The 20433-nt window shown below is 73.9% G+C and carries 14 protein-coding genes; 6 read left to right on the plus strand and 8 right to left on the minus strand.

Going from position 1 to position 20433, the window contains the following annotated elements; all coding sequences use genetic code 11:
- Nucleotides 1-261 precede the first annotated feature (261 nt).
- On the plus strand, nucleotides 262-1101 hold the full coding sequence (locus AB0927_RS12905) for a hypothetical protein (RefSeq protein ID WP_366667623.1): 840 nt from the start codon (nucleotides 262-264) through the stop codon (nucleotides 1099-1101).
- A gap of 6 nt (nucleotides 1102-1107) precedes the next feature.
- Here the strand turns inward: AB0927_RS12905 and AB0927_RS12910 are convergent, their stop codons facing one another.
- On the minus strand, nucleotides 1108-2652 hold the full coding sequence (locus AB0927_RS12910) for a DUF6350 family protein (protein WP_366667796.1): 1545 nt from the start codon (nucleotides 2650-2652) through the stop codon (nucleotides 1108-1110).
- 113 nt (nucleotides 2653-2765) lie between these two features.
- Here AB0927_RS12910 and AB0927_RS12915 point away from each other — a divergent pair, with 113 nt between their 5' ends.
- Nucleotides 2766-3818 carry a helix-turn-helix domain-containing protein gene (locus AB0927_RS12915; protein WP_366667624.1) on the plus strand — a complete coding sequence of 351 codons (1053 nt, stop codon included), beginning with the start codon at nucleotides 2766-2768 and terminating at the stop codon, nucleotides 3816-3818.
- A 118-nt stretch (nucleotides 3819-3936) separates the two neighbouring features.
- On the opposite strand, the gene sucD is transcribed toward AB0927_RS12915, so the two are convergent.
- The 5 genes from sucD to AB0927_RS12940 all read right to left on the minus strand — a co-directional run bounded on the left by sucD (nucleotide 3937) and on the right by AB0927_RS12940 (nucleotide 11343).
- A complete protein-coding gene (sucD, locus tag AB0927_RS12920) occupies nucleotides 3937-4821 on the minus strand; it encodes a succinate--CoA ligase subunit alpha (protein WP_366667625.1) in 885 nt (294 codons plus the stop codon).
- A gap of 27 nt (nucleotides 4822-4848) precedes the next feature.
- The gene (sucC, locus tag AB0927_RS12925; RefSeq protein WP_366667626.1) at nucleotides 4849-6027 is read right to left on the minus strand and encodes an ADP-forming succinate--CoA ligase subunit beta; all 1179 of its coding nucleotides are present in this window, start codon (nucleotides 6025-6027) and stop codon (nucleotides 4849-4851) included.
- A 512-nt stretch (nucleotides 6028-6539) separates the two neighbouring features.
- On the minus strand, nucleotides 6540-7772 hold the full coding sequence (locus tag AB0927_RS12930) for a VWA domain-containing protein (protein WP_366667627.1): 1233 nt from the start codon (nucleotides 7770-7772) through the stop codon (nucleotides 6540-6542).
- Nucleotides 7769-10207: a DUF5682 family protein gene (locus AB0927_RS12935; protein ID WP_366667628.1), complete on the minus strand. Its 2439-nt coding sequence runs from the start codon at nucleotides 10205-10207 to the stop codon at nucleotides 7769-7771. The genes AB0927_RS12930 and AB0927_RS12935 overlap by 4 nt, the downstream gene beginning before the upstream one ends.
- Nucleotides 10204-11343 (minus strand): AAA family ATPase, encoded by a 1140-nt coding sequence (locus tag AB0927_RS12940; protein WP_366667630.1) that lies wholly within the window; start codon nucleotides 11341-11343, stop codon nucleotides 10204-10206. The genes AB0927_RS12935 and AB0927_RS12940 overlap by 4 nt, the downstream gene beginning before the upstream one ends.
- Nucleotides 11344-11475: 132 nt before the next feature.
- Here AB0927_RS12940 and AB0927_RS12945 point away from each other — a divergent pair, with 132 nt between their 5' ends.
- Together AB0927_RS12945 and AB0927_RS12950 are read left to right on the plus strand one after the other, a co-directional pair.
- Complete coding sequence (locus AB0927_RS12945; protein WP_366667631.1) at nucleotides 11476-12816, plus strand: SWIM zinc finger family protein; 1341 nt, start codon at nucleotides 11476-11478, stop codon at nucleotides 12814-12816.
- Between the two features lie 59 nt (nucleotides 12817-12875).
- Nucleotides 12876-14534, plus strand: coding sequence for a DUF5691 domain-containing protein (locus AB0927_RS12950; protein ID WP_366667632.1), 1659 nt, complete (start codon nucleotides 12876-12878; stop codon nucleotides 14532-14534).
- Nucleotides 14535-14559: 25 nt separating this feature from the next.
- Here the strand turns inward: AB0927_RS12950 and AB0927_RS12955 are convergent, their stop codons facing one another.
- Nucleotides 14560-14982 carry a cobalamin B12-binding domain-containing protein gene (locus AB0927_RS12955; protein WP_366667633.1) on the minus strand — a complete coding sequence of 141 codons (423 nt, stop codon included), beginning with the start codon at nucleotides 14980-14982 and terminating at the stop codon, nucleotides 14560-14562.
- 244 nt (nucleotides 14983-15226) lie between these two features.
- Between AB0927_RS12955 and AB0927_RS12960 the strand changes: the two genes are divergently transcribed.
- Nucleotides 15227-16075 (plus strand): alpha/beta fold hydrolase, encoded by an 849-nt coding sequence (locus AB0927_RS12960; RefSeq protein ID WP_366667634.1) that lies wholly within the window; start codon nucleotides 15227-15229, stop codon nucleotides 16073-16075.
- A 211-nt stretch (nucleotides 16076-16286) separates the two neighbouring features.
- Entirely contained in the window at nucleotides 16287-17795 is a 1509-nt protein-coding gene (locus tag AB0927_RS12965) for a M23 family metallopeptidase (protein WP_366667635.1), read from the plus strand.
- A 76-nt stretch (nucleotides 17796-17871) separates the two neighbouring features.
- Here the strand turns inward: AB0927_RS12965 and pcrA are convergent, their stop codons facing one another.
- Nucleotides 17872-20400 carry a DNA helicase PcrA gene (gene pcrA / locus AB0927_RS12970; RefSeq protein ID WP_366667636.1) on the minus strand — a complete coding sequence of 843 codons (2529 nt, stop codon included), beginning with the start codon at nucleotides 20398-20400 and terminating at the stop codon, nucleotides 17872-17874.
- Nucleotides 20401-20433: the final 33 nt, after the last annotated feature.

A 20433-nucleotide genomic window follows, 5' to 3' on the forward strand; every position in this document is an offset into this window, starting at 1 on the left:
AAGCGATCCGTGCGGTCGGCGGTTTGTACAGTCATACGAATGCTTCGCGCCCCGGGATACGGGGAAGTCTACGAAGCGGCCGACCGCCAGCAACGATACCGGCACCGCGGACGGCCCCCACGGGACGGGTGCGTGGCCGGGAGGTAGCGTTCGCAGGGAATCGAGAAGAGCAGCCCCGGGAACGTGGTCGTCGTGCGGCGCGTTGACGGGGTGGAAGCTCACGACGACAGCCGTGTTGACCTAGGGGAAGACGCTCTTTTGATGCCCGTCCGCAGCCTGCGACTCCTCACGTTCCCGCCAGACCCGGCCCAGGGAGGGGAGCGCGGCGGAATGCTGCTGCGCGAGCGGCCTTCGACGCCGCCGGACGCTCCGCGGGACGGCAGCGGGCAGGGTGAACCGGGCGGCCGGAAGGACGAGGGCGGGCGGGACGGCGAGCGGCAGGAGGACAACCCCTTCGCGCCGCCGCCCGAGGGCGTGCCGGACCGGCCGTGGCAGCCCCGGCACCCGAGCGGCCCCTCTGGTTCCGGTGGCGGTCAGGGCGGTCAGAGCGGTCAGGGCGGCGGTTCCTGGGGCAGTCAGTGGAGCGACCGGCAGCCCGGCCGCTCCCCCGGCGGCTTCGGCGAGCGTCCGGGCGCGGGTCCCCAGGGCCCCCAGGGCCCCGGTGGGCAGGGCGGTCAGGGCGGCCCCGGCGCGGGCATGCGCTGGGACCCCACGGACCCGGTCCAGCGCCGGGCGCGCTACGCACTGCTGTCCGGGATGTGGGCCGTCTTCTTCGCGCTGTTCAGCTGGCCGTACGTGTCGCTGTTGCTGGGCGCGCTCGCTCTGTACTGGGGCATCAGCGCCCTGCGCGCCCAGCCGCGCGCCGCCGAGCCCGGCAAGCCGGCCCCGGCCCCCGGCCGGCCCCAGACGACGGCGGCCGTCGGCGGCCTGGTGACGGCGGCGCTGGCCCTGGTGCTGGTCGCCTCGACCTTCACGGTCCAGTTCGTCTACCGCGACTACTTCACCTGTGTGAACGACGCCCTCACGCACGAGGCGAAGCAGTCGTGCCAGACGCTGCTGCCCGAGCAGTTGCGGGGTGTGCTCGGGGCGGGGAACGAGTAGTCCGGCTCAGGGGGTTTCCGCGGCGGGGGGCCCGGCGGGCGGCCGCTCGGTGAAGGGTTCGGCAGGGAGGATGTCGTAGGGCTCCTCCCCGGGAAGCCCGGTCGCGCCGGGGGCGGGCCTGGGCGGGGTGAGCGGGCGCTTGGTCTCGGCGGGGGACCGGAACGCGGCGAGCGGGTGCTTGGTCTCGTCCTTGGTCTTGGTCTTGGTCTTGCCCGTGCCCTCCCCCGCGTCCTTCGGCGGTGCCGCGGCCCGCGCGCCCCGGAGCCGCCACGCCCGCACGGTGAGGGCCGTCGGCATGCCGAGCAGCGCGGTCCAGGCGCCGGCCGCCGGGCCGGTCTGCCACCACGGGGGGCCGAAGCAGGCCAGGGCGGCGTTGCCCAGGGGGCCGCCGGAGAAGGCGGCGAGGAGGGCCAGCAGGAGGGCGCAGGCCGTGGCCGTCAGCAGGGTCACGCCGGTGGTACGGGCCACCGACCAGCGCGCCCGGGGCGGCTCCCCCCGCCCCCGCCGCCGTACCGCCGCGCGGGCCACGAACCATCCGGCCACCACCGACGCCACCACCGGTACCAGCGCGGCCGCCCAGTTCAACCGGGTGCCGGGGCCGGCGTCCGGGACCGCCGCGAGCAGCGGGAACGGCGGCAGCATCGGGGCCGGGTCGGAGGTGAGCGGGTGCACCAGGTGCCCGGCGCCGAGCACGAACCCGGGGCCGAGGGCGTAGGACGCGGCCCACACGGCGGCGTTGGGGACCAGTGCCAGACCGAGCAGCAGCACCGCGAACCGGCCCGTCCACCCCTCCGTCAGGTGCAGGAAGGACGCCCGCGCCGCCTCCCCGTGCCACACCGTCGACGCGGCGACGAGCGACGCCCCGCCCCCGACCAGCACGGCGGCCGACGCACCGGCGGCCCGTACGGCCGTACCCACCCGCGCCGCCGCGTCCGCGCCGAACACCACCCGCCGTACCGGACCCGGCACCGCCCGCAGCGCGACCAGCAGCGGCTCCTGCGGGCGCCCGCGCGCCGACCACACCCCCGCCCCCGCACCGGCCGCCGCGACCAGCGGCAGTGACAGGGCCACCCAGCCCCAGGACGGCCGGAGTTCACCGCCGGAGCAGTACAGCGCGGCGGCGCCGCCGACGCCGAGGTAGCCGAGGACCACGCCCAGCCAGGCCGTGCGCACCGGCACGGGTGGCGGTCCGTCGGGTTCGGCGGAGGCGTCCGTGGCGTACCGGCCGGCCCGGTACAGCAGCCATCCCGGCAGCGCGAGCAGCAGCAGCGGGGTGACGCCCAGCGGCAGGGGCGCGCCCGAGAGGGTGTCGGTGCGGACCAGTTCGACGCCGTGCGCCAGCAGCCACAGCGCGGTGACGACGTGCAGCGCGCCGCCCGGACCGCTGTCGGGGTAGGGCGAGCTGATCCACAGGCCCAGGACCAGCACGGCGAGCGTACCGAGGCCGAGCCCGGCCGCGACCACGCCGTTCAGCAGGCTCGCGGACAGGCCGGGCGAACGGTCGCGCAGCCGGGCGGACAGGGGGGTGGACGACGGTCGGCGCGCGCTCATCTGGGTCACGCGGCCATGGTCCCAACGACACGCGCTTTCCCGGCGTAACAGGTGAAGCGCCGTAGTGTCGCTCAATATATGTTTATGTCACTTATCGTACGAAAGGGTGCACGGTGACCACGCAGATCTCCGCCAGCCCGTTGCCACCGCCGAGGGAACGCCGACGCCTGCGCCAGTCCCGCTCCCTGACCCGGACTCAGCTCGCCAGACGCCTCGGCGTGGCCCGCGCCACGGTGCGCGCGTGGGAGTCCGGCCGCCGGGCACCGGACGGCGCCGAGGGGCGGGCGTACACCGAGTTCCTCACCGCGTCCGCCGGGCCGGCGGCCCCTGACGAGCCGTCCGCGACGGCGGCCCCCGGCGTACCCGAGCCCCTGACGCCCGCTCAGGCCTTCGACGCGCTCTACGCCTTCTGCGCCCCGGCGCTCGTGCGCCAGGCCTATCTGCTGTGCGGGCGCCGCGAGCTGGCCCGCGAGGCGGTGGAGCGCGCCTTCCAGCTCGCCTGGCAGCGCTGGCCGGAGGTGGCCCGGGACCGGGACCCGGCCGGCTGGGTCAGGGCGGTGGCGTACGACTGCGCGCTCTCCCCCTGGCACCGGTTCCGCCCGTGCCACCGGCACCCGGAGCCGCCGCCGGCCGACCCGGCCGACCGGAAGCTGCTGGGCGCCCTGCTCCGGCTGCCGCCGTCGTACCGGCGCACGCTCGTGCTGTACGACGGCGTCGGCCTCGATCTTCCGGAGACGGCGGCGGAGACGGAGGCGAGCACCCCGGCGGCGGCGAACCGGCTGACGCACGCGCGGGAGACGGTGGCCGCGCACGTCCCCGAGCTGGCCGACACGGCACTGCTGCACCGCCGGCTGACCGAACTCGCCTCCCGTGAACGGCTGCGCGCGTCCCGCCCCCCGGCGGTCCGCACGCTCGGCGAACGCCGGAACGTCTTCTGGACCCGCGCGGCCATCGCCTTCACGGTGACGATCATCGGCGCGACGGCGCTGACGCTCCGTACGGCCCCCACCCACTACGAACCGCCCATCGCCCCCGCCCGGGCCGTCCAGGGCGTCCCCCGCCCGGTCCCGATGGGCCCGCTGTCCCGCGACGAACTCGCCCTGCGGACGAAGCTCCACCACGACGCGGCCTCCGGCACGGAGCGGATCGCGCCGACGCCGCGCTGACCTGCCCGGTCGCGGGCAGCGGAAACGCCGGCAGGCCCGCCCCGGGAACGGGACGGGCCTGCCGGCGTACAGGTCAGAAGCTCGGCGCCGGTTGGGCGGCCCAGATCTGGCGGGAAGCTCAGGCGCCCAGGATCTCGCGGGCGAGCTTCGCCGTCTCGGTCGGGGTCTTGCCGACCTTGACGCCCGCGGCCTCCAGGGCCTCCTTCTTCGCCTGGGCGGTGCCGGAGGAGCCGGAGACGATCGCGCCGGCGTGACCCATGGTCTTGCCCTCCGGCGCGGTGAAGCCCGCGACGTAACCGACGACCGGCTTCGTCACGTTCTCCTTGATGAACGCGGCGGCACGCTCCTCGGCGTCACCACCGATCTCACCGATCATCACGATGAGCTCGGTCTCGGGGTCCTCCTGGAACGCCGCGAGCGCGTCGATGTGCGTGGTGCCGATGATCGGGTCGCCACCGATGCCGACGGCCGTCGAGAAGCCGATGTCCCGCAGCTCGTACATCATCTGGTACGTCAGCGTGCCGGACTTCGAGACCAGGCCGATGCGGCCCGGCTTGGTGATGTCGCCCGGGATGATGCCGACGTTCGACTGACCCGGGGTGATGATGCCGGGGCAGTTCGGGCCGATGATCCGGGTCTTGTTGCCCTTCTTGCCGGCGTACGCCCAGAACGACGCCGAGTCGTGCACGGCGATACCCTCGGTGATCACGACGGCCAGCGGGATCTCGGCGTCGATGGCCTCGACGACCGCGTCCTTGGTGAACTTCTCCGGTACGAAGATGACGGAGACGTTGGCGCCGGTCTTCTCGATGGCCTCCTTGACGGTGCCGAAGACGGGTACCTCGGTGCCGTCGAAGTCCACGGTCTGACCCGCCTTGCGCGGGTTCACGCCGCCCACGACGTTCGTGCCGTCACCGAGCATGAGCTTGGTGTGCTTCATGCCGGTGGCGCCGGTCATGCCCTGGACGATGACCTTGCTGTCCTTGTTGAGCCAGATAGCCATGGTGTGTCGGTGTCCTCGTCCTCGTGCTTACTTGGCGGCGGCCAGCTCGGCGGCCTTCGCGGCCGCGCCGTCCATGGTGTCGACGCGCTGCACCAGCGGGTGGTTGGCGTCCGTGAGGATCTTCCGGCCCAGCTCGGCGTTGTTGCCGTCGAGGCGGACGACGAGCGGCTTCTCGACCTTCTCGCCGCGGTCCTCCAGGAGCTTCAGGGCCTGCACGATGCCGTTGGCGACCTCGTCACAGGCGGTGATGCCACCGAAGACGTTCACGAAGACGGACTTGACGTCCGGGTCGCCCAGGATGATCTCCAGGCCGTTCGCCATCACCTGGGCGGAGGCGCCGCCACCGATGTCCAGGAAGTTGGCGGGCTTCACGCCACCGTGGTTCTCACCGGCGTACGCGACGACGTCCAGGGTGCTCATGACGAGACCCGCGCCGTTGCCGATGATGCCGACCTCACCGTCGAGCTTGACGTAGTTGAGGTTCTTCTCCTTGGCGGCGGCCTCCAGCGGGTTGGCCGCGGCCTTGTCGTGCAGCGCCTCGAAGTCCGGGTGACGGAACTCGGCGTTGTCGTCCAGGGAAACCTTGCCGTCGAGGGCGATGACGTCACCGGAGGCGACCTTGGCCAGCGGGTTCACCTCGACCAGGAGGGCGTCCTCCTTGATGAAGGTGTCCCACAGCTTGACCAGCACGTTCGCGACCTTGTCGGCGACCTCGGCCGGGAACTTGGCGGCCGCGACGATCTCGCGGGCCTTCTCGGGGGTCACACCGTCGATCGCGTCGATCGGCGTCTTGGCGACGGCCTCGGGGCGGGTGGCCGCCACCTCCTCGATCTCCATGCCGCCCTCGACGGAGGCGATGGAGAGGAAGGTGCGGTTGGCACGGTCGAGGAGGAAGGAGACGTAGTACTCCTCGACGATCTCCGGAGCGGTCTCGGCGATCATCACCTTGTGGACCGTGTGGCCCTTGATGTCCATGCCGAGGATGTCCGTCGCGCGGGCGACGGCCTCGTCCGGGGTGGCGGCCAGCTTGACGCCACCGGCCTTGCCGCGACCACCGACCTTCACCTGCGCCTTGACGACGGACTTGCCGCCCAGACGCTCGGTGATCTCGCGCGCCGCCTCAGGCGTGTCGATGACTTCACCGGCCAGCACCGGTACATCGTGCTTGGCGAAGAGGTCCCTCGCCTGGTACTCGAACAGGTCCACGCGCTTCCGTCCCTATCAGTGATCTCGCGGTTCGTTGGATGCGTGGGCGTGCCGCGAAGGGCAACGTGACGTCCGCGTGTCACTAGGGGGGCGCACACGGTGTCCGAGCGCGCGGCATGTCCGTCTCGCAGGTTATCGCCGCTTGCGGGGGCTCCCTAAATCGAGCGTCACACGTGAGCGGTGATACCTGTCACATGATGCCGGAATCCCTGGCACGCCGTGCCTATCCGGGCCAGGTCCTACCAGTCGGTACGAGGCCTCACCGGGCTGGGGTTGACCCGGTGAGGCCTCCGGAGGCCCCGGTGGCACCGAGGCCGGAACGGTTGATCCCCACCCCAATGGGGACCACCCGCCCACCCGCGGGACTCCGCCCGGACGAACCGACGGCGTTCGGCCGACCGGGTGCAGCCGCCCCGCGGAGCGAGGTGGCCGGGCGACGAGCGGATGTGCCGGCTACCCGATGCCTCCTCCGACGCCCTGTACGCCCTGCGGGTTCCCGGTTTTCCCCGGCCTCACGCCGTCTCCGGTATCGGCAGCGGCCGCTTCTCCAGTGCCGCGGCCATCACCTCGGGGAACAGGTCGGGCGTGCAGGCGAAGGCCGGGGCGCCGAGCGCGGCGAGCGCGGCCGCGTGCTCCCGGTCGTAGGCCGGCACGCCCTCGTCCGACAGCGCGAGCAGGGTCACGAACTGCACGCCGGACGCCTTCATGGCCGCCACCCGCTTGAGCATCCCCTCGCGTATGCCGCCCTCGTAGAGGTCGCTGATCAGCACCACCACGGTCTCGGCGGGCCGGGTGATGTGCGCCTGGCAGTAGGCGAGGGCCCGGTTGATGTCCGTACCGCCGCCGAGCTGGGTGCCGAAGAGGACGTCCACCGGGTCGTCGAGCTGGTCGGTGAGGTCGACCACCGCCGTGTCGAAGACGACCAGCCGGGTGCTGATCGACCGCATGGAGGCGAGGACCGCGCCGAACACGGACGCGTAGACCACGGACGCCGCCATCGAGCCCGACTGGTCGATGCAGAGGATCACCTCCTTCTTCACCGACCGCGCGGCCCGCCCGTAGCCGATGAGCCGCTCCGGCACGACCGTGCGGTACTCCGGCAGGTAGTGCTTGAGGTTGGCCGCGATGGTGCGGTTCCAGTCGATGTCGTGGTGGCGCGGCCGGCTGACGCGCGCGCTGCGGTCCAGGGCGCCGGTCAGGGTGGCCCGGGTGCGGGTCGCGAGCCGCTTCTCCAGGTCGTCCACCACCTTGCGCACGACCGCCCGCGCCGTCTCCTTCGTCGTCTCCGGCATCGCCTTGTTGAGCGAGAGCAGCGTGCCGACCAGGTGCACGTCGGCCTCCACCGCCTCCAGCATCTCCGGCTCCAGCAGCAGGGCGGCGAGCCCGAGCCGGTCGATGGCGTCGCGCTGCATGACCTGCACGACGGAGGACGGGAAGTAGGCGCGGATGTCCCCGAGCCAGCGCGCCACGGACGGCGCCGAGGCCCCGAGCCCCGCCGCGCGCTCCCGCCCCGGCTGCGGCTTGTCGCCCTTGCCGTAGAGCGCGGCCAGCGCCCCGTCCATCGCCGCGTCCCGCCCGGACAGCGCGCATCCGGTGCCGTCGGCCTGCTCCCCGCCGAGCACCAGCCGCCAGCGCCGCAGGCGTTCACGGGAAGGGTCGTGATCGGGGGACGGGCCGGGCTCGCGGGCATCGCCGGGCTCGCGGGACGGGTCGTGGAGGTTCGTCGGTGCCGGTTGGGTCGTCATGCGCCCGCCCTCGTGAGGCTCTTGTCGTGGGTCGTCGTCCCCGGCCGGTGTCCGTCCGGGCCGAGCAGCAGCCGCAGCACCGGGAGCACGGCGTCGGCGCGCTCGGTGTCCGGTTCGGCGGCGAAACCGGGTGCGGTGGGTCGCCGGGCCGCCGCGCCGGTCCGCTCCCCGGGCCCGCGCCGCACCAGTTCGCCGAGGGTTCTGCGCACCCCCGGGTCGTACGCCGCGAAGGTGCGCCGCAGCAGCGGCAGTACGCCCGTGAACGCCTCCGCCGGCACCCCGGTCAGCCAGGTGTCGACCAGGCCGAGCAGCCGCTCGTCGTGCACCAGCAGCAGGCCGCCCCCGCCGCCGACGAAGCCCTCGATCCAGGCGGCCGCGACCGCGGGCGGCGTGCCCGGCGACAGCGCCAGCCCCATCGCCCGCGCCGCGTCCCCGGCCCCCAGCTCCCCCTCGTCCAGCAGCAGCCGCACCGCCCGCCCCCGGATCACCCCGGCGACGGTGTCCCGCGCCGCGAGGGCGCGCAGTACCGCCTGCCAGCGTTGTCGCAGCTCACCGAGCCCGTCGGGACTTCCGGCGGTCCCCTCGCCGCCGGTTGCCGAGGCCGCCGCGCCGTCATCGGCGCCGACGGCCGCGCCGGCCGCCGTACCGACCAGAGCCTCTCCCAGCAGGCCCACGGCCGTGTGCACCGCGTCCACGTGGCCGCGCATCCGCTCCGCCGCGTCGGTGTCGAGCGCGGCGCAGGCCGGGGGCAGGCCGACGAAGATCCGCTCGGCGAGACCGGCCGCGACGCCGGCCAACGCGCGGGTGTCGGTGCCGCGCACATCCCCGTAGCGCAGGGAGCGGACCAGGGCGGGCAGGGCCTGGGCGAGGTGGCCGACGTCCGTGTCCAGGGCCGCGCGGTCGGCGAGCGCCCGCATGACCGCCGGCAGGGCGTCCGGCAGCCCGGCGAGCAGGCACCGTTCGGCGAGCGCGGTGACGTCGGCGAGGGCCCCGGCGGCGGCCGCGTCCGCCTCCGCCCTTGCCCGTGCCGCCCCGGCCACGGTCGTGCCCCATACCCCCGCCTCCGCGACCCGCACCGACAGCTCCGGCTCCCAGCGCAGCCGCCAGGTCTCCCGGAACGTGCCCGTGCTCCCCCGCGCGGGGCCCGGCTCGCCCCAGCCGATCCCGAGCAGCCGCAGCCGGTGCAGCAGTCTGCTGCGGGCCGCGTCCGTGTCCCCCCGCAGATCCAGCTCCAGCTCGCGCTCCAGCGCCTCCGGCTTGATCCGCAGGGTGCGCTGCAACCGCACCAGGTCGCGCTGCAACGGCACGGCGGGGGCCGACTCCGGCACCTCGCCCAGGGCGTCCCCGACCACCAGACGGTCGTGCACCAGCGCCAGCGGCACGTCCGATCCTTCGCACATCACCGCGCGCACCGCGTCGGTGGTCTCCCCCAGGCCGGGTAGCGGACGCCCGCGCATCGCCGCGAGGGTCTCCGCGAGCCGTACCGCCTCGATGACGTGCGCGGAGGACACGATCCGGTCCTCCTCCCGCAGCAGCCCCGCCACCTTGGTCAGCCACCGCTCCACCGGCCGGTCGGGGGCGTGGAAGAGATGGCCGTACCAGCCGGGCGAGTCGATGCCCGCGCCGTAGCCGCTCGACCGGGCCAGTCTGCGGTGGGTCCAGGGCACCCAGGTCAGGTCGGCCTTGACCTTGGGCAGCCCCTTCAGCAGCGCCCGGTCGGCGGTGACGGTGGTCTTCTCGCGCAGCGCGGGCACATGCCAGGCCCCGCACACCACGGCCACCGCGTCCCCGAACTCCTTCCGCGCGGCGCGCAGCCGCAGCCGCATGTGCGCCTCGCGCACCAGGTCCCGGGGGCGCCCGCCCGCGCCGTACCGCTCGCGCAGCGCGCCCATGGCCTCGGCCAGCGCCTCGAACGGGGCGAAGGGATCCCGCTCCCCCGGCCCCCGGTGCTCCACGGCGTCCTCCCACCAGCGCTCGGGATCGTCGTACCCGGCGGTCCCGGCGAGCACGGCGAGCGGGTCGAACCGGACCCGCTCCTCCTCGTCGGCGGGCCGCGCCTCCTCCTCGGGCGGGGGTCCGGCGTCCCACGCGAGGGTGTGGGTGGCCGGCAGGTCGATGAAGCGGGCCGGGACGCCGTGCTCCAGCGCCCAGCGGACGGCCACCCACTCCGGGCTGAACCCGGCGAACGGCCAGAACGCCGAGCGGCCGGGCTCGTCCACGGCATGGGCGAGCAGGGCGACCGGCGGCCGCAGGTCCGGGTCGGCGGCCAGCGGGATCAGTGCGTCGGCCTCGGGCGGCCCCTCGATCAGGACGGTGGCGGGCCGGGCGGCGTCCAGGGCGGCCCGCACCGCGCGGGCGGAGCCGGGCCCGTGGTGCCGCACCCCCAGCAGGAGCGGGCCGGGTTGGCGGCTCCCGGTCCCGGCCGTGCCGGTCATGCGCTCACCTCCCTGCACGCGCGGTAGAAGTCCGTCCAGCCCTCGCGCTCGCGCACGACCGTCTCCAGGTACTCCTGCCAGACGACCCGGTCGGCCGCCGGGTCGCGGACGACGGCGCCGAGGATGCCGGCGGCGACGTCCGCCGGGCGCAGCACGCCGTCGCCGAAGTGGGCCGCGAGCGCGAGGCCGCCCGTGACGACGGAGATCGCCTCGGCCGTGGAGAGGGTGCCGCTGGGCGACTTCAGCTTCGTACGGCCGTCGCCGGTCAGGCCGTCGCGCAGTTCGCGGAAGACGGTCACGACACGGCGGATCTCCGCGGTCCCGTCGGGCGCGGCCGGCAGATCGAGGGAGCGGCCGATCTGTTCGACGCGGCGCGTGACGATGTCGACCTCGGCCTCGGCGCTCTCGGGCAGCGGCAGCACGACGGTGTTGAAGCGGCGGCGCAGCGCGCTGGAGAGGTCGTTGACGCCCCGGTCGCGGTCGTTGGCGGTGGCGATGAGGTTGAAGCCGCGGACCGCCTGGACCTCCTCGCCCAGTTCCGGTATCGGCAGGGTCTTCTCGGACAGGATGGTGATCAGCGTGTCCTGCACGTCGGCCGGGATCCGGGTCAGCTCCTCGACCCGGGCGGTCATGCCCTCGGCCATGGCGCGCATGACGGGGCTGGGCACGAGGGCGTCGCGGCTGGGTCCGTGGGCGAGCAGCCGCGCGTAGTTCCAGCCGTAGCGGATGGCCTCCTCGGGGGTGCCGGCGGTGCCCTGGACCAGCAGGGTCGAGTCGCCGCTGACGGCGGCGGCCAGATGCTCCGCGACCCAGGTCTTGGCGGTGCCGGGCACGCCGAGCAGGAGCAGCGCGCGGTCGGTGGCGAGCGTGGTGACGGCGACCTCGACGATCCGGCGCGGCCCCACGTACTTCGGCGAGATCACCGTGCCGTCCGGCAGGGTGCCGCCGAGCAGGTACGTGGCCACCGCCCACGGCGACAGTTTCCAGCGGGCCGGGCGCGGCCGGTCGTCCTGTGCGGCCAGCGCGGCGAGTTCGTCCGCGAACGCGTGCTCGGCGTGCGGCCGCAGGGCCCCGGCGCCCTCGCCCGGGTGCGGCGCGGCGGTCTTCGATTGCGTGGACGCAAGGATGGCAGACATGGCTGAGGCCCCCTCCAGCTCGGCCGGTTCGGATCTGCCACCAACGGTGCACCACCCCACTGACAATCGCTCTGACCTGCGCGAACACCCGTGCAGGGCCGATTGTCAGTGGCGGGATCTACCGTCGGAGACATGACTGAGCAGGGGGTGCGCTGGACCGCGGACCAGGTGCTGGCACTGGCGCCTGACGCCGCGTCACGCAAAGCGGGCGGCAGGCTCGGCACGGCCGGTCCGTGGTCCGGGGCGGGGAGCGGGAAGGGGTCGGTGTGGGGGCTGTGCAAGGGCAGCGGCAGCAGGCCGTACCAGACGGCGGTCGACCTCACCGGGCCCGCGTACAAGTGCAGTTGCCCGAGCCGTAAGTTCCCGTGCAAGCACGCGCTGGGGCTGCTCCTGCTGTGGGCGGGCGACGGCGGCTCGGTGCCGGTCGGCGCCGAGCCGCCGGACTGGGCCGAGCAGTGGCTCGCGGGCAGACGCGGACGCGCGGAGGACAAGCGGACACCAGGCGGCGGGAGCGCTCCGGCCGCCGATCCGGAGGCGGCCCGGCGCCGCGCGGAGCGCCGGGCCGAGCGGGTCACCGCGGGCGCGACCGAACTGGAGCAGCGCCTGGCCGACCTGCTGCGCGGCGGCCTCGCCTCGGCCGAACAGGCGGGGTACGGACTGTGGGAGGAGACGGCGGCCCGCATGGTCGACGCCCAGGCGCCCGGACTGGCCGCGCGGGTGCGGGAGTTGGGGGCCATACCGGCTTCCGGGGCGGGCTGGCCGGCCCGGCTCCTGGAGGAGTGCGCGCTGGTGCACCTGCTCGACCAGGGCTGGCTGCGCCGAGACCGGCTGCCGGAGCCCCTCGCGGCCACGGTCCGCTCCCGGCTCGGCCTGCCCGCCTCGGCGGACGGCCCGCCCGAGCGCGACCGCTGGCTGGTCCTCGCCCAGTACGACACGGCGGACGCCAAACTGACGACCCGCCGGATATGGCTGTACGGAGCCGAGTCGCACCACACCCGGCTGCTGCTGTCCTACGGCGCGGCCGGCCGGGCACCGGAGCTGTCCCTGCCGGTGGGCCTCGCCCTGGACGCCGAGCTGTCCGTGTATCCCGGCGCCGGCCGGCCCCGGGCCGCGCTGGGCGAGCGGTTCGCCGCGCCCGTCCCGGCCGGCCACCGCCCCCCGGGCGTCACCACGGCCGAGGCGGTGGCCCGGTACGGCACCGCCCTGCGCGAGGATCCCTGGCTGGAGTCGGTCCCGGCGACCTTGGCCCGGGTCGTCCCCGTCCCGGACGGCGAGCAGTGGCAACTGGCCGACGCGGACGAGGACTCGGCCCTGCCCCTGACCCGCTCCGCCCGGTCCCGCCCCGGCCTGTGGCGCCTGCTGGCCCTGTCCGGCGGCGCCCCGGTCACGGTCTTCGGCGAGTGCGGCCACCGGGGCTTCACCCCGCTCACGGCGTGGCCGGAGGGCGGCGGGGAGGCGGTGCCGCTGTGCTGACGCACGAACCGCCGGCCGGCCCCCGCTCCTCCACGCCCGCGCGAAGGGAAGCCCACCCGATGAGCACCGCAGCGCCTCACGAAGCCGCCGTGAACGACTGGGAGGACCTGGTCACCACCGCCCTCCTCGGCACCGACCGGCGCCCTCCCGCGCGGCTCGCGCCCGGCCGGCCCGCCCCCCTCGCCCTGCTGGACGCGGCCGCCGAGGCGACCGTACGGCGGCGGGCCGGGCTGCGGGCCGCACGGGCCGCGCGGCGTCCGGAGCGGGCGCCCGCGGATCCCCGTCCGGCGCTGCCCGCGGCCGCGGCCGGCAGGCTGGCGGCGCTGCTGGCCGACCGTTCCGGCGGCACGGGCGGCGGCCGGCGGGGCAGTTCCCCGGACCTGATGGAACTGCTCCCGCAATGGCTCGCGGCGGCCAACGCATACGGGTACGCGGCCCCCGCGCAGGCCCTGCCCGCCCTGCTGGACGCGGCCCGGGGCCGTACGGACCTGCGCCCGGCGGCGCTGACCTTCGCGGGACCCCGGGCGCTGTGGCTGGCCCGGTTCAACCCGGACTGGCGGTTCGCCCTGCGCTCGGCCCCCGGCGGCGGCGCGGCGCTCCCCGACCCCGGGGACGCGGAGGCGATACGGCGGCTGTGGGAGGAGGGGCTGTTCGCCGAGCGGGTGGCCCTGCTGGGGGCGCTGCGGGCCCGTACCCCCGCGCACGCCCGCGAGCTGCTGGCCGCGACCTGGCCGACGGAGCGGGCGGAGGACCGGCTGATGTTCCTGGACTCGCTGCGCTCGGGCCTGTCCGCCGCGGACGAGCCGTTCCTGGAGAAGGCGCTGGGCGACCGCAGCCGCAATGTCCGGGCGACGGCGGCGGAGCTGCTGTCCGCGCTGCCGGGTTCGGCGCTGGCCGCGCGGATGGCCGTACGGGCCACGGCGTGTGTGGCCCTGGACCGTACGGAAGACGCGCCGGTGATCGCGGTCGAGGCGCCGCACGAGTGCGACCCCGGCATGGAGCGCGACGGCGTGGTGGCCACACCGCCCGCCGGCCGGGGCGAACGGTCCTGGTGGCTGGGCCAGTTGGTGGAGGCCGCACCGCTCGGCACCTGGCCGCGGCGGCTCGGCGGGCGCGGCGCGCAGGAGATCGTGGCGCTGCCGGTGGCGGACGGCTGGCAGGGCGAGCTGCACGCGGCCTGGTGCCGGGCGGCGGTGCGGCAGCGGGACGCGGAGTGGTCGCGGGCGCTGCTCGGTTCCCCGTCGGCGCCGGAGGCGGGCGGACCGGGAGCGGTGTCGCTGGCGGAGCGCGCCAAGCTGCTGGCCGCGCTGGAGCCTGCGGAACGGGCCGAGTGGGTCGCCGGGTTCATCGCGGCACACGGCCTGTCCGAGGCATTCCAACTGCTCGGCGTGTGCGCGGTGCCCTGGGCCGCCCCGCTGGGCGGGGCCGTCGTGGACGCCCTCAACATCGCGCGGGACGCCGGGAGTTATCCCTGGAGTTTCAGCGGCGTGATGGGCCTCGCGGAACGCTGCCTGGATCCGGCCGAGGCCACCCGGCTGCGGTCCCTGCTGGCGGTACCCGACGAACGCGAGGACGCCGCGCCGGGTGCCGGGGGCTACTGGGCGGAGGCCTTCCAGCGGCTCGTCACCACGCTGCGGCTGCGGGCCTCGATGGCCGACGAGCTGAGACCGGCCGCCGAGGCCGCCGGCCCGCACCGGCCGGCCCGCCCGGCACCATGACGGCCCGGTGTGTCGCGCCCTCGGCTCAGCCCCCGGAGGCCGCCGGCTGACGCACGTTCTCCCTGACCCACTCCACGATCGACGCGGTCGTCGCTCCGGGGGTGAAGATCTCCGCGACGCCCTTCTCCTTCAACGGCGGGATGTCCTCCTCCGGGATGATGCCGCCGCCGAAGACGAGGATGTCCGCGGCCTCGCGTTCCCGGAGCAGGTCGATGACCGCGGCGAACAGGGTGTTGTGCGCGCCGGAGAGGATGGACAGGCCGATCGCGTCGGCGTCCTCCTGGAGCGCGGTGTCCACGATCTGCTCGGGCGTCTGGTGGAGCCCGGTGTAGATGACCTCCATCCCGGCGTCCCGCAGGGCGCGCGCGATGACCTTGGCCCCGCGGTCGTGGCCGTCGAGGCCCGGCTTGGCGACCACCACGCGGATCGGACCGGCTGCCACACCCATCGCTGCCTCCATCGACACGACGGCGCAGGCGCTCGCCTCCGCCTCTCGACAAGTACCGCATCTCCTCCCGACAAGTACCGCACCTTCGGCACGCTCCGCCACCCGTCGCGAGGTGAACGGACGTTGTCTCCAGCATCCCGCGCCCGGCTGTTTTACGGTGCGCGGCGAGGGGGAATTCATTGAGTGGGACATGAAGGCACCCGGGGGAGGAGCCGACCTCCGGTGTGCCGACAGGAGGTCGGCCATGAAGGTCACCGCAGTAGTGCCACTCTTCTACCCGTACTGCCGTCGCCTGTGGCCCGGCAAGCTGACCGGGGTGTCGGTGACGCTGCTGAAGGCGACCGCCCTGGACGCCGCGATCCTGGCCGGACACGTGCTGCTGTACCCGACCGGCCTGTTCCAGGAGCGCAGCGCCCCCGCCCCGGTGGGCGACGGCACCGCCCGGCTGCCCGTCCGCCCCGGCCCCCCGGTCGTGCTGCTGCACGGCTTCATCGACAACCGCTCCGTGTTCGTGCTGCTGCGCCGCAATCTGGCCCAGCACGGCGGGCAGCGCGTGGAATCCCTCAACTACTCCCCGCTGACCTGCGACATCCGCACCGCCGCCGAGCTGTTCGGCCGGCATGTGCAGGAGATCTGCGAGCGCACCGGCAGCGACCGGGTGGACATCGTGGGACACAGTCTCGGCGGCCTGATCGCGCGGTACTACGTGCAGTGTCTGGGCGGTGACCTGCGGGTACGCACGCTGGTCACGCTCGGCACCCCGCACTCCGGCACCCGGGTCGCGCCGCTGGCCGACGCCCATCCCATCGTGCGCCAGATGCGGCCCGGTTCGCGGGTGATCGAGGAGCTGGGCCGCCCCGCGCCCGGCTGCCGTACGCGGTTCGTGAGCTTCTGGAGCGACCTGGACCCGCTGATGGACCCGCTGGAGACGGCCTGTCTGGACCACCCCGACCTCGACGCCCGCAACATCCGGGTGACCGGCATCGGCCATCTCGCCCTGCCGGTGCACCCCGCGGTGGCGGCCGGGATACGCGAGGCGCTGGACTTCACCGACGCCGGGGAGCGCCCCGCGAACGGCCTGACCGTGGCGTGAGACCGGCGTTCCCGCGCTCCGACCCACCCGTCTCGCATCGAACACACATCGAACAGAAAGCCAAGCACGGGTCGGGCGCCCCCGAAACAGCGCCGAATGCCCGTTTCCGGCCTACCCGAAACCCGGCGGAAGATTGTCGGGCCCGCGTACCGCCGGGTACAGTCGCCGCACTGCTCTGGCAGCCCCTGTTGTCGAGGCGAAAGAGAAGTTGGTGAACGACCGTCACCCGTCGGGGACCCTGACCACCCCGGCCCCGGCTTCCGACGCCTCCGCGGCGCCCCCGGCGTCGTACGGCACACCGGAAGCCCCTTACGGCGACTTCACCACGTACGGCGGCTACGACGCCACCGGTTTCACCAGTGGTTCCGCCGCGGGTTACGACCCGGACCCCTACTACGGCAGTCCCGGCGGCGCTCACGCCACGGGTGAATATGCCACTGGCCAATGGTATTCCGACACCGGCCAGACCCCCGCCTACGGTGCCTACCCGCACCACTACCAGGCCGGTTACGACACGGGATCCTACGAGACCGCCGCCTGGACCATCCCCGCGCAGGCCACCGGCAACGAGGTCAGCGGACAGTGGGACGCGGGCGCCTGGCTGCACCCCGACCCGTCCGGCCCCGCCGCCGCCACCCAGCAGTGGGACTGGGGCACCCAGACCTTCGACACGGGCGCGTACGACGCCACTCAGTGGAACTCCGGCGAACCGGCCGCGGCGGCGGGCGCCGGGCAGGACGCCGTGCCGTTCGGACACGACGGCGTGCCGCTGGACCAGGCCGCCGTACCGTTCGACCAGGACGGCATGCCGTTCGACCAGGACAGCGTGCCGTTCGACCAGCAGGAGACCGCGACCTTCGAGGGGCTCGGGGACCCGGACGGGACCGGTGAACCCGACGCGGTGCCGTACCTGTTGGAGGAGCAGCAGGAGGCCCCACCGGCTCCGGATCCGGTGGGTCGCGCGGGCTCGCGTGCCGGGGCGCGTTCCCGGCGTCGTACGCCCGCGAAGCGCTCCGCGCTGCTGACCGTCGCCGTCCCCTCGGTCTGTGTGGTGGGCGTCGCCGGGATCGCCGCGGCCTCCGTCGGCTCCCTGCACGACCACGGCTCCGCCGGGACGACCGCCTCCGCCTCGGACGCGCACTCGGTCCAGCCGTCGGTCGCCAACAGCAAGCTGGACACCCAGCTCACCACGCTGTCGGCCGGCGCCGACGACTTCGCCGACCGGGCGAGCCGCACCCAGGAGCGGATCGACCTCAAGCAGCAGCAGGAGCTGGAGAAGAAGAAGGCGGCCGCGGAGGCCGCGCTGAAGGAGCGGCTGCGGCCCAAGTTCATGCTGCCGGTGCTCCAGAAGGGGCTCAGCGCCTACTTCGGCCAGGCGGGCGTCAACTGGATGTCCGTGCACACCGGCATCGACTTCCCCGTCGCCTACGGCACCACGGTGATGGCCGCGACCGACGGAACCGTCGCCACCAAGTGGAACAGCGCCTACGGCAACATGCTGATCCTGACCGCGAAGGACGGCACGGAGACCTGGTACTGCCACCTCTCCCGCTACCTCGTCGCCCCCGGCACGACCGTCAAGGCCGGCCAGCCGATCGCCGACTCCGGCAACTCCGGCAACTCCACCGGCCCGCACCTGCACTTCGAGGTACGCCCCGGCGGCGGGGCGGCGATCGACCCGCTGCCGTGGCTGCGGAGCCACGGGCTCGACCCCACCTGACGTTCCTGGCGCTCCTGACACTGACGAAAAAGGGGCCCCCGCCGGTCGGCGAGGGCCCCTTCTGTCCGTCTCGCGCCTACAGCTTCTCCACCGGGGCGTACCGCAGCAGCAGCCGCTTCGGCTTGGTGTCGCCGAAGTCGATCGTCGCCTCCGCGTTCGCGCCCGTGCCCTTGACCCCGACGACCGTGCCGAGTCCGAACTGGTCGTGCGTCACCCGGTCCCCGACGGACAGCCCGACCACCGGCTTCTCCGTGGTGCGCCGCGTGGCGAAGCCGGACGCGCCCGACGCCGAGGAGCGCGAGCGGCTCGACGACAGCGAGGCCGCCACCCCGGACGCGGGCCCGGAGGACACCGGCGCCGTCGCACCCGTGCGCTTCCAGTCCACGTGCGTGGCCGGGATCTCCTCCAGGAAACGGGAGGGCGGGTTGTACGACGGCTGCCCCCAGGCACTGCGCATCGCGGCCCGCGTGAGGTACAGCCGCTCCCGCGCGCGGGTGATGCCCACGTACGCCAGGCGCCGTTCCTCCTCCAGCTCCTTGACCTGCCCGAGGGCGCGCATGTGCGGGAAGACGCCGTCCTCCATGCCGGTCAGGAAGACGACCGGGAACTCCAGGCCCTTGGCGGTGTGCAGGGTCATCAGGGTGATGACGCCGTCGCCGTCCTCCTCGTCGGGGATCTGGTCGGAGTCGGCGACCAGGGCGACCCGCTCCAGGAAGTCGGCCAGCGTGCCCCCCGCGACGGGGGCGTCCGGTGCCGCCTCGCCCTCACCGCGCTCCTGTTCGAACTCCAGGGCGACGGCGGCGAGTTCCTGGAGGTTCTCGATGCGGGTCTCGTCCTGCGGATCGGTGGAGTTCTGCAGCTCGGCCAGATAGCCGGTGCGCTCGAGTATGGCCTCCAGGACGGTGGCCGGTCCGGCGCCGGACTCCACGATGGTGCGCAGGTCGTCCATCAGCGTGTTGAACCGCTTGACCGCGTTGGTGGAGCGCGCGGCCATGCCGTACGCCTCGTCCACGCGCTTGAGCGCCTGCGGGAAGCTGATCTTCTCGCGCTGGGCGAGGGCGTCGATCATCGCCTCGGCCCGCTCGCCGATGCCCCGCTTGGGCACGTTGAGGATGCGGCGCAGCGGCACCGAGTCCTCGGGGTTGGCGAGAACACGCAGGTAGGCGAGGACGTCCCGGACTTCCTTGCGCTCGTAGAAGCGGACGCCGCCGACGACCTTGTAGGGCAGGCCGACGCGGATGAAGACCTCTTCGAAGACACGGGACTGGGCGTTGGTGCGGTAGAAGACGGCGACGTCACCGGCGCGCGCCTCGCCCGCGTCCGTGAGGCGGTCTATCTCGTCGGCGACGAACTGCGCCTCGTCGTGCTCGGTGTCGGCGACATAGCCGGTGATCCGGGCGCCCTGGCCGGCGTTGGTCCACAGGTTCTTCGGACGACGGGACTCGTTGCGCTCGATGACCGCGTTGGCGGCGGACAGGATGGTCTGCGTGGAGCGGTAGTTCTGCTCCAGCAGGATCGTCGTCGCGTTCGGGTAGTCCTCCTCGAACTGGAGGATGTTGCGGATGGTCGCGCCGCGGAAGGCGTAGATCGACTGGTCCGCGTCACCGACGACGCACAGTTCGGCGGGCGGGATGTCGGAGCCGGCGGGCGGTACGTGCTCGCCGTGCTCGCCGGTGCCGACCAGCTCGCGGACCAGCGCGTACTGGGCGTGGTTGGTGTCCTGGTACTCGTCCACCAGGACGTGCCGGAAGCGGCGGCGGTAGTGCTCGGCGACGTCCGGGAAGGCGCGCAGCAGGTTGACCGTCGTCATGATCAGGTCGTCGAAGTCGAGCGCGTTGGCCTCGCGCAGCCGCGACTGGTAGAGCGCGTAGGCCTGGGCGAGCGTCTTCTCGAAGCCTCCCCCGGACTCCGTCTGGGAGGTGCCCCCAGCCGCCTGCGCGGCGAAGTCCTCCTCGTCGATCAGCTCGTTCTTCAGGTTGCTGATCTTGGCGCTGAAGGACTTGGGCGGGAAGCGCTTGGGGTCGAGGTCCAGGTCTCGGCAGACCAGGGCCATCAGCCGCTTGCTGTCGGCGGCGTCGTAGATCGAGAACGACGACGTGAAGCCGAGCCTCTTGCTCTCCCGGCGCAGGATGCGCACGCACGCGCTGTGGAAGGTCATCACCCACATCGCGTTGGCGCGCGGGCCGACGAGCTGCTCGACGCGCTCCTTCATCTCGCCCGCGGCCTTGTTGGTGAAGGTGATCGCGAGGATCTGGCCCGGGTGCACGTTCCGCTCGGCGAGCAGGTGGGCGATGCGGTGGGTGAGCACGCGGGTCTTGCCGGAGCCGGCGCCGGCCACGATGAGCAGCGGGGAGCCCGCGTGCGCGACCGCGGCGCGCTGGTTCTCGTTCAGCCCCTCCAGCAGGGCCGCCACGTCGAGCGGGGGGCGCGGGGCGCCGTCGCGGTAGTAGGTGTCCCGGTCCGGCGGCACGTCGAACTTCCCGCCGAACAGATCCTCCGGAATCGGCTCCGGAGCGTGATCGTCCTCGGGCGGCGGGTGTTCCTCCTCGTGCCCGCGGGGGGCCTGGAGATCCGCCAGGAAGCTGTCGTCAAAGAGGCTGCTCATCGCCTTCCGAGTCTAGGGTGCCCCGCCGACAAC

It is taken from the genome of Streptomyces sp. NPDC048106 (assembly GCF_040706415.1).
Taxonomy (GTDB): Bacteria; Actinomycetota; Actinomycetes; order Streptomycetales; family Streptomycetaceae; genus Streptomyces.

Bases quoted from the DNA above. Each gene is read 5' to 3' on its own strand.
- AB0927_RS12930 (WP_366667627.1), bottom strand. From the start codon at position 7,772: ATGACGACCCAACCGGCACCGACGAACCTCCACGACCCGTCCCGCGAG.
- pcrA (WP_366667636.1), bottom strand. From the start codon at position 20,400: ATGAGCAGCCTCTTTGACGACAGCTTCCTGGCGGATCTCCAGGCCCCC.
- AB0927_RS12960 (WP_366667634.1), top strand. From the start codon at position 15,227: ATGAAGGTCACCGCAGTAGTGCCACTCTTCTACCCGTACTGCCGTCGC.
- AB0927_RS12940 (WP_366667630.1), bottom strand. From the start codon at position 11,343: ATGTCTGCCATCCTTGCGTCCACGCAATCGAAGACCGCCGCGCCGCAC.
- AB0927_RS12945 (WP_366667631.1), top strand. From the start codon at position 11,476: ATGACTGAGCAGGGGGTGCGCTGGACCGCGGACCAGGTGCTGGCACTG.
- AB0927_RS12950 (WP_366667632.1), top strand. From the start codon at position 12,876: ATGAGCACCGCAGCGCCTCACGAAGCCGCCGTGAACGACTGGGAGGAC.
- sucD (WP_366667625.1), bottom strand. From the start codon at position 4,821: ATGGCTATCTGGCTCAACAAGGACAGCAAGGTCATCGTCCAGGGCATG.
- AB0927_RS12955 (WP_366667633.1), bottom strand. From the start codon at position 14,982: ATGGGTGTGGCAGCCGGTCCGATCCGCGTGGTGGTCGCCAAGCCGGGC.
- AB0927_RS12935 (WP_366667628.1), bottom strand. From the start codon at position 10,207: ATGACCGGCACGGCCGGGACCGGGAGCCGCCAACCCGGCCCGCTCCTG.
- AB0927_RS12910 (WP_366667796.1), bottom strand. From the start codon at position 2,652: ATGAGCGCGCGCCGACCGTCGTCCACCCCCCTGTCCGCCCGGCTGCGC.
- AB0927_RS12905 (WP_366667623.1), top strand. From the start codon at position 262: ATGCCCGTCCGCAGCCTGCGACTCCTCACGTTCCCGCCAGACCCGGCC.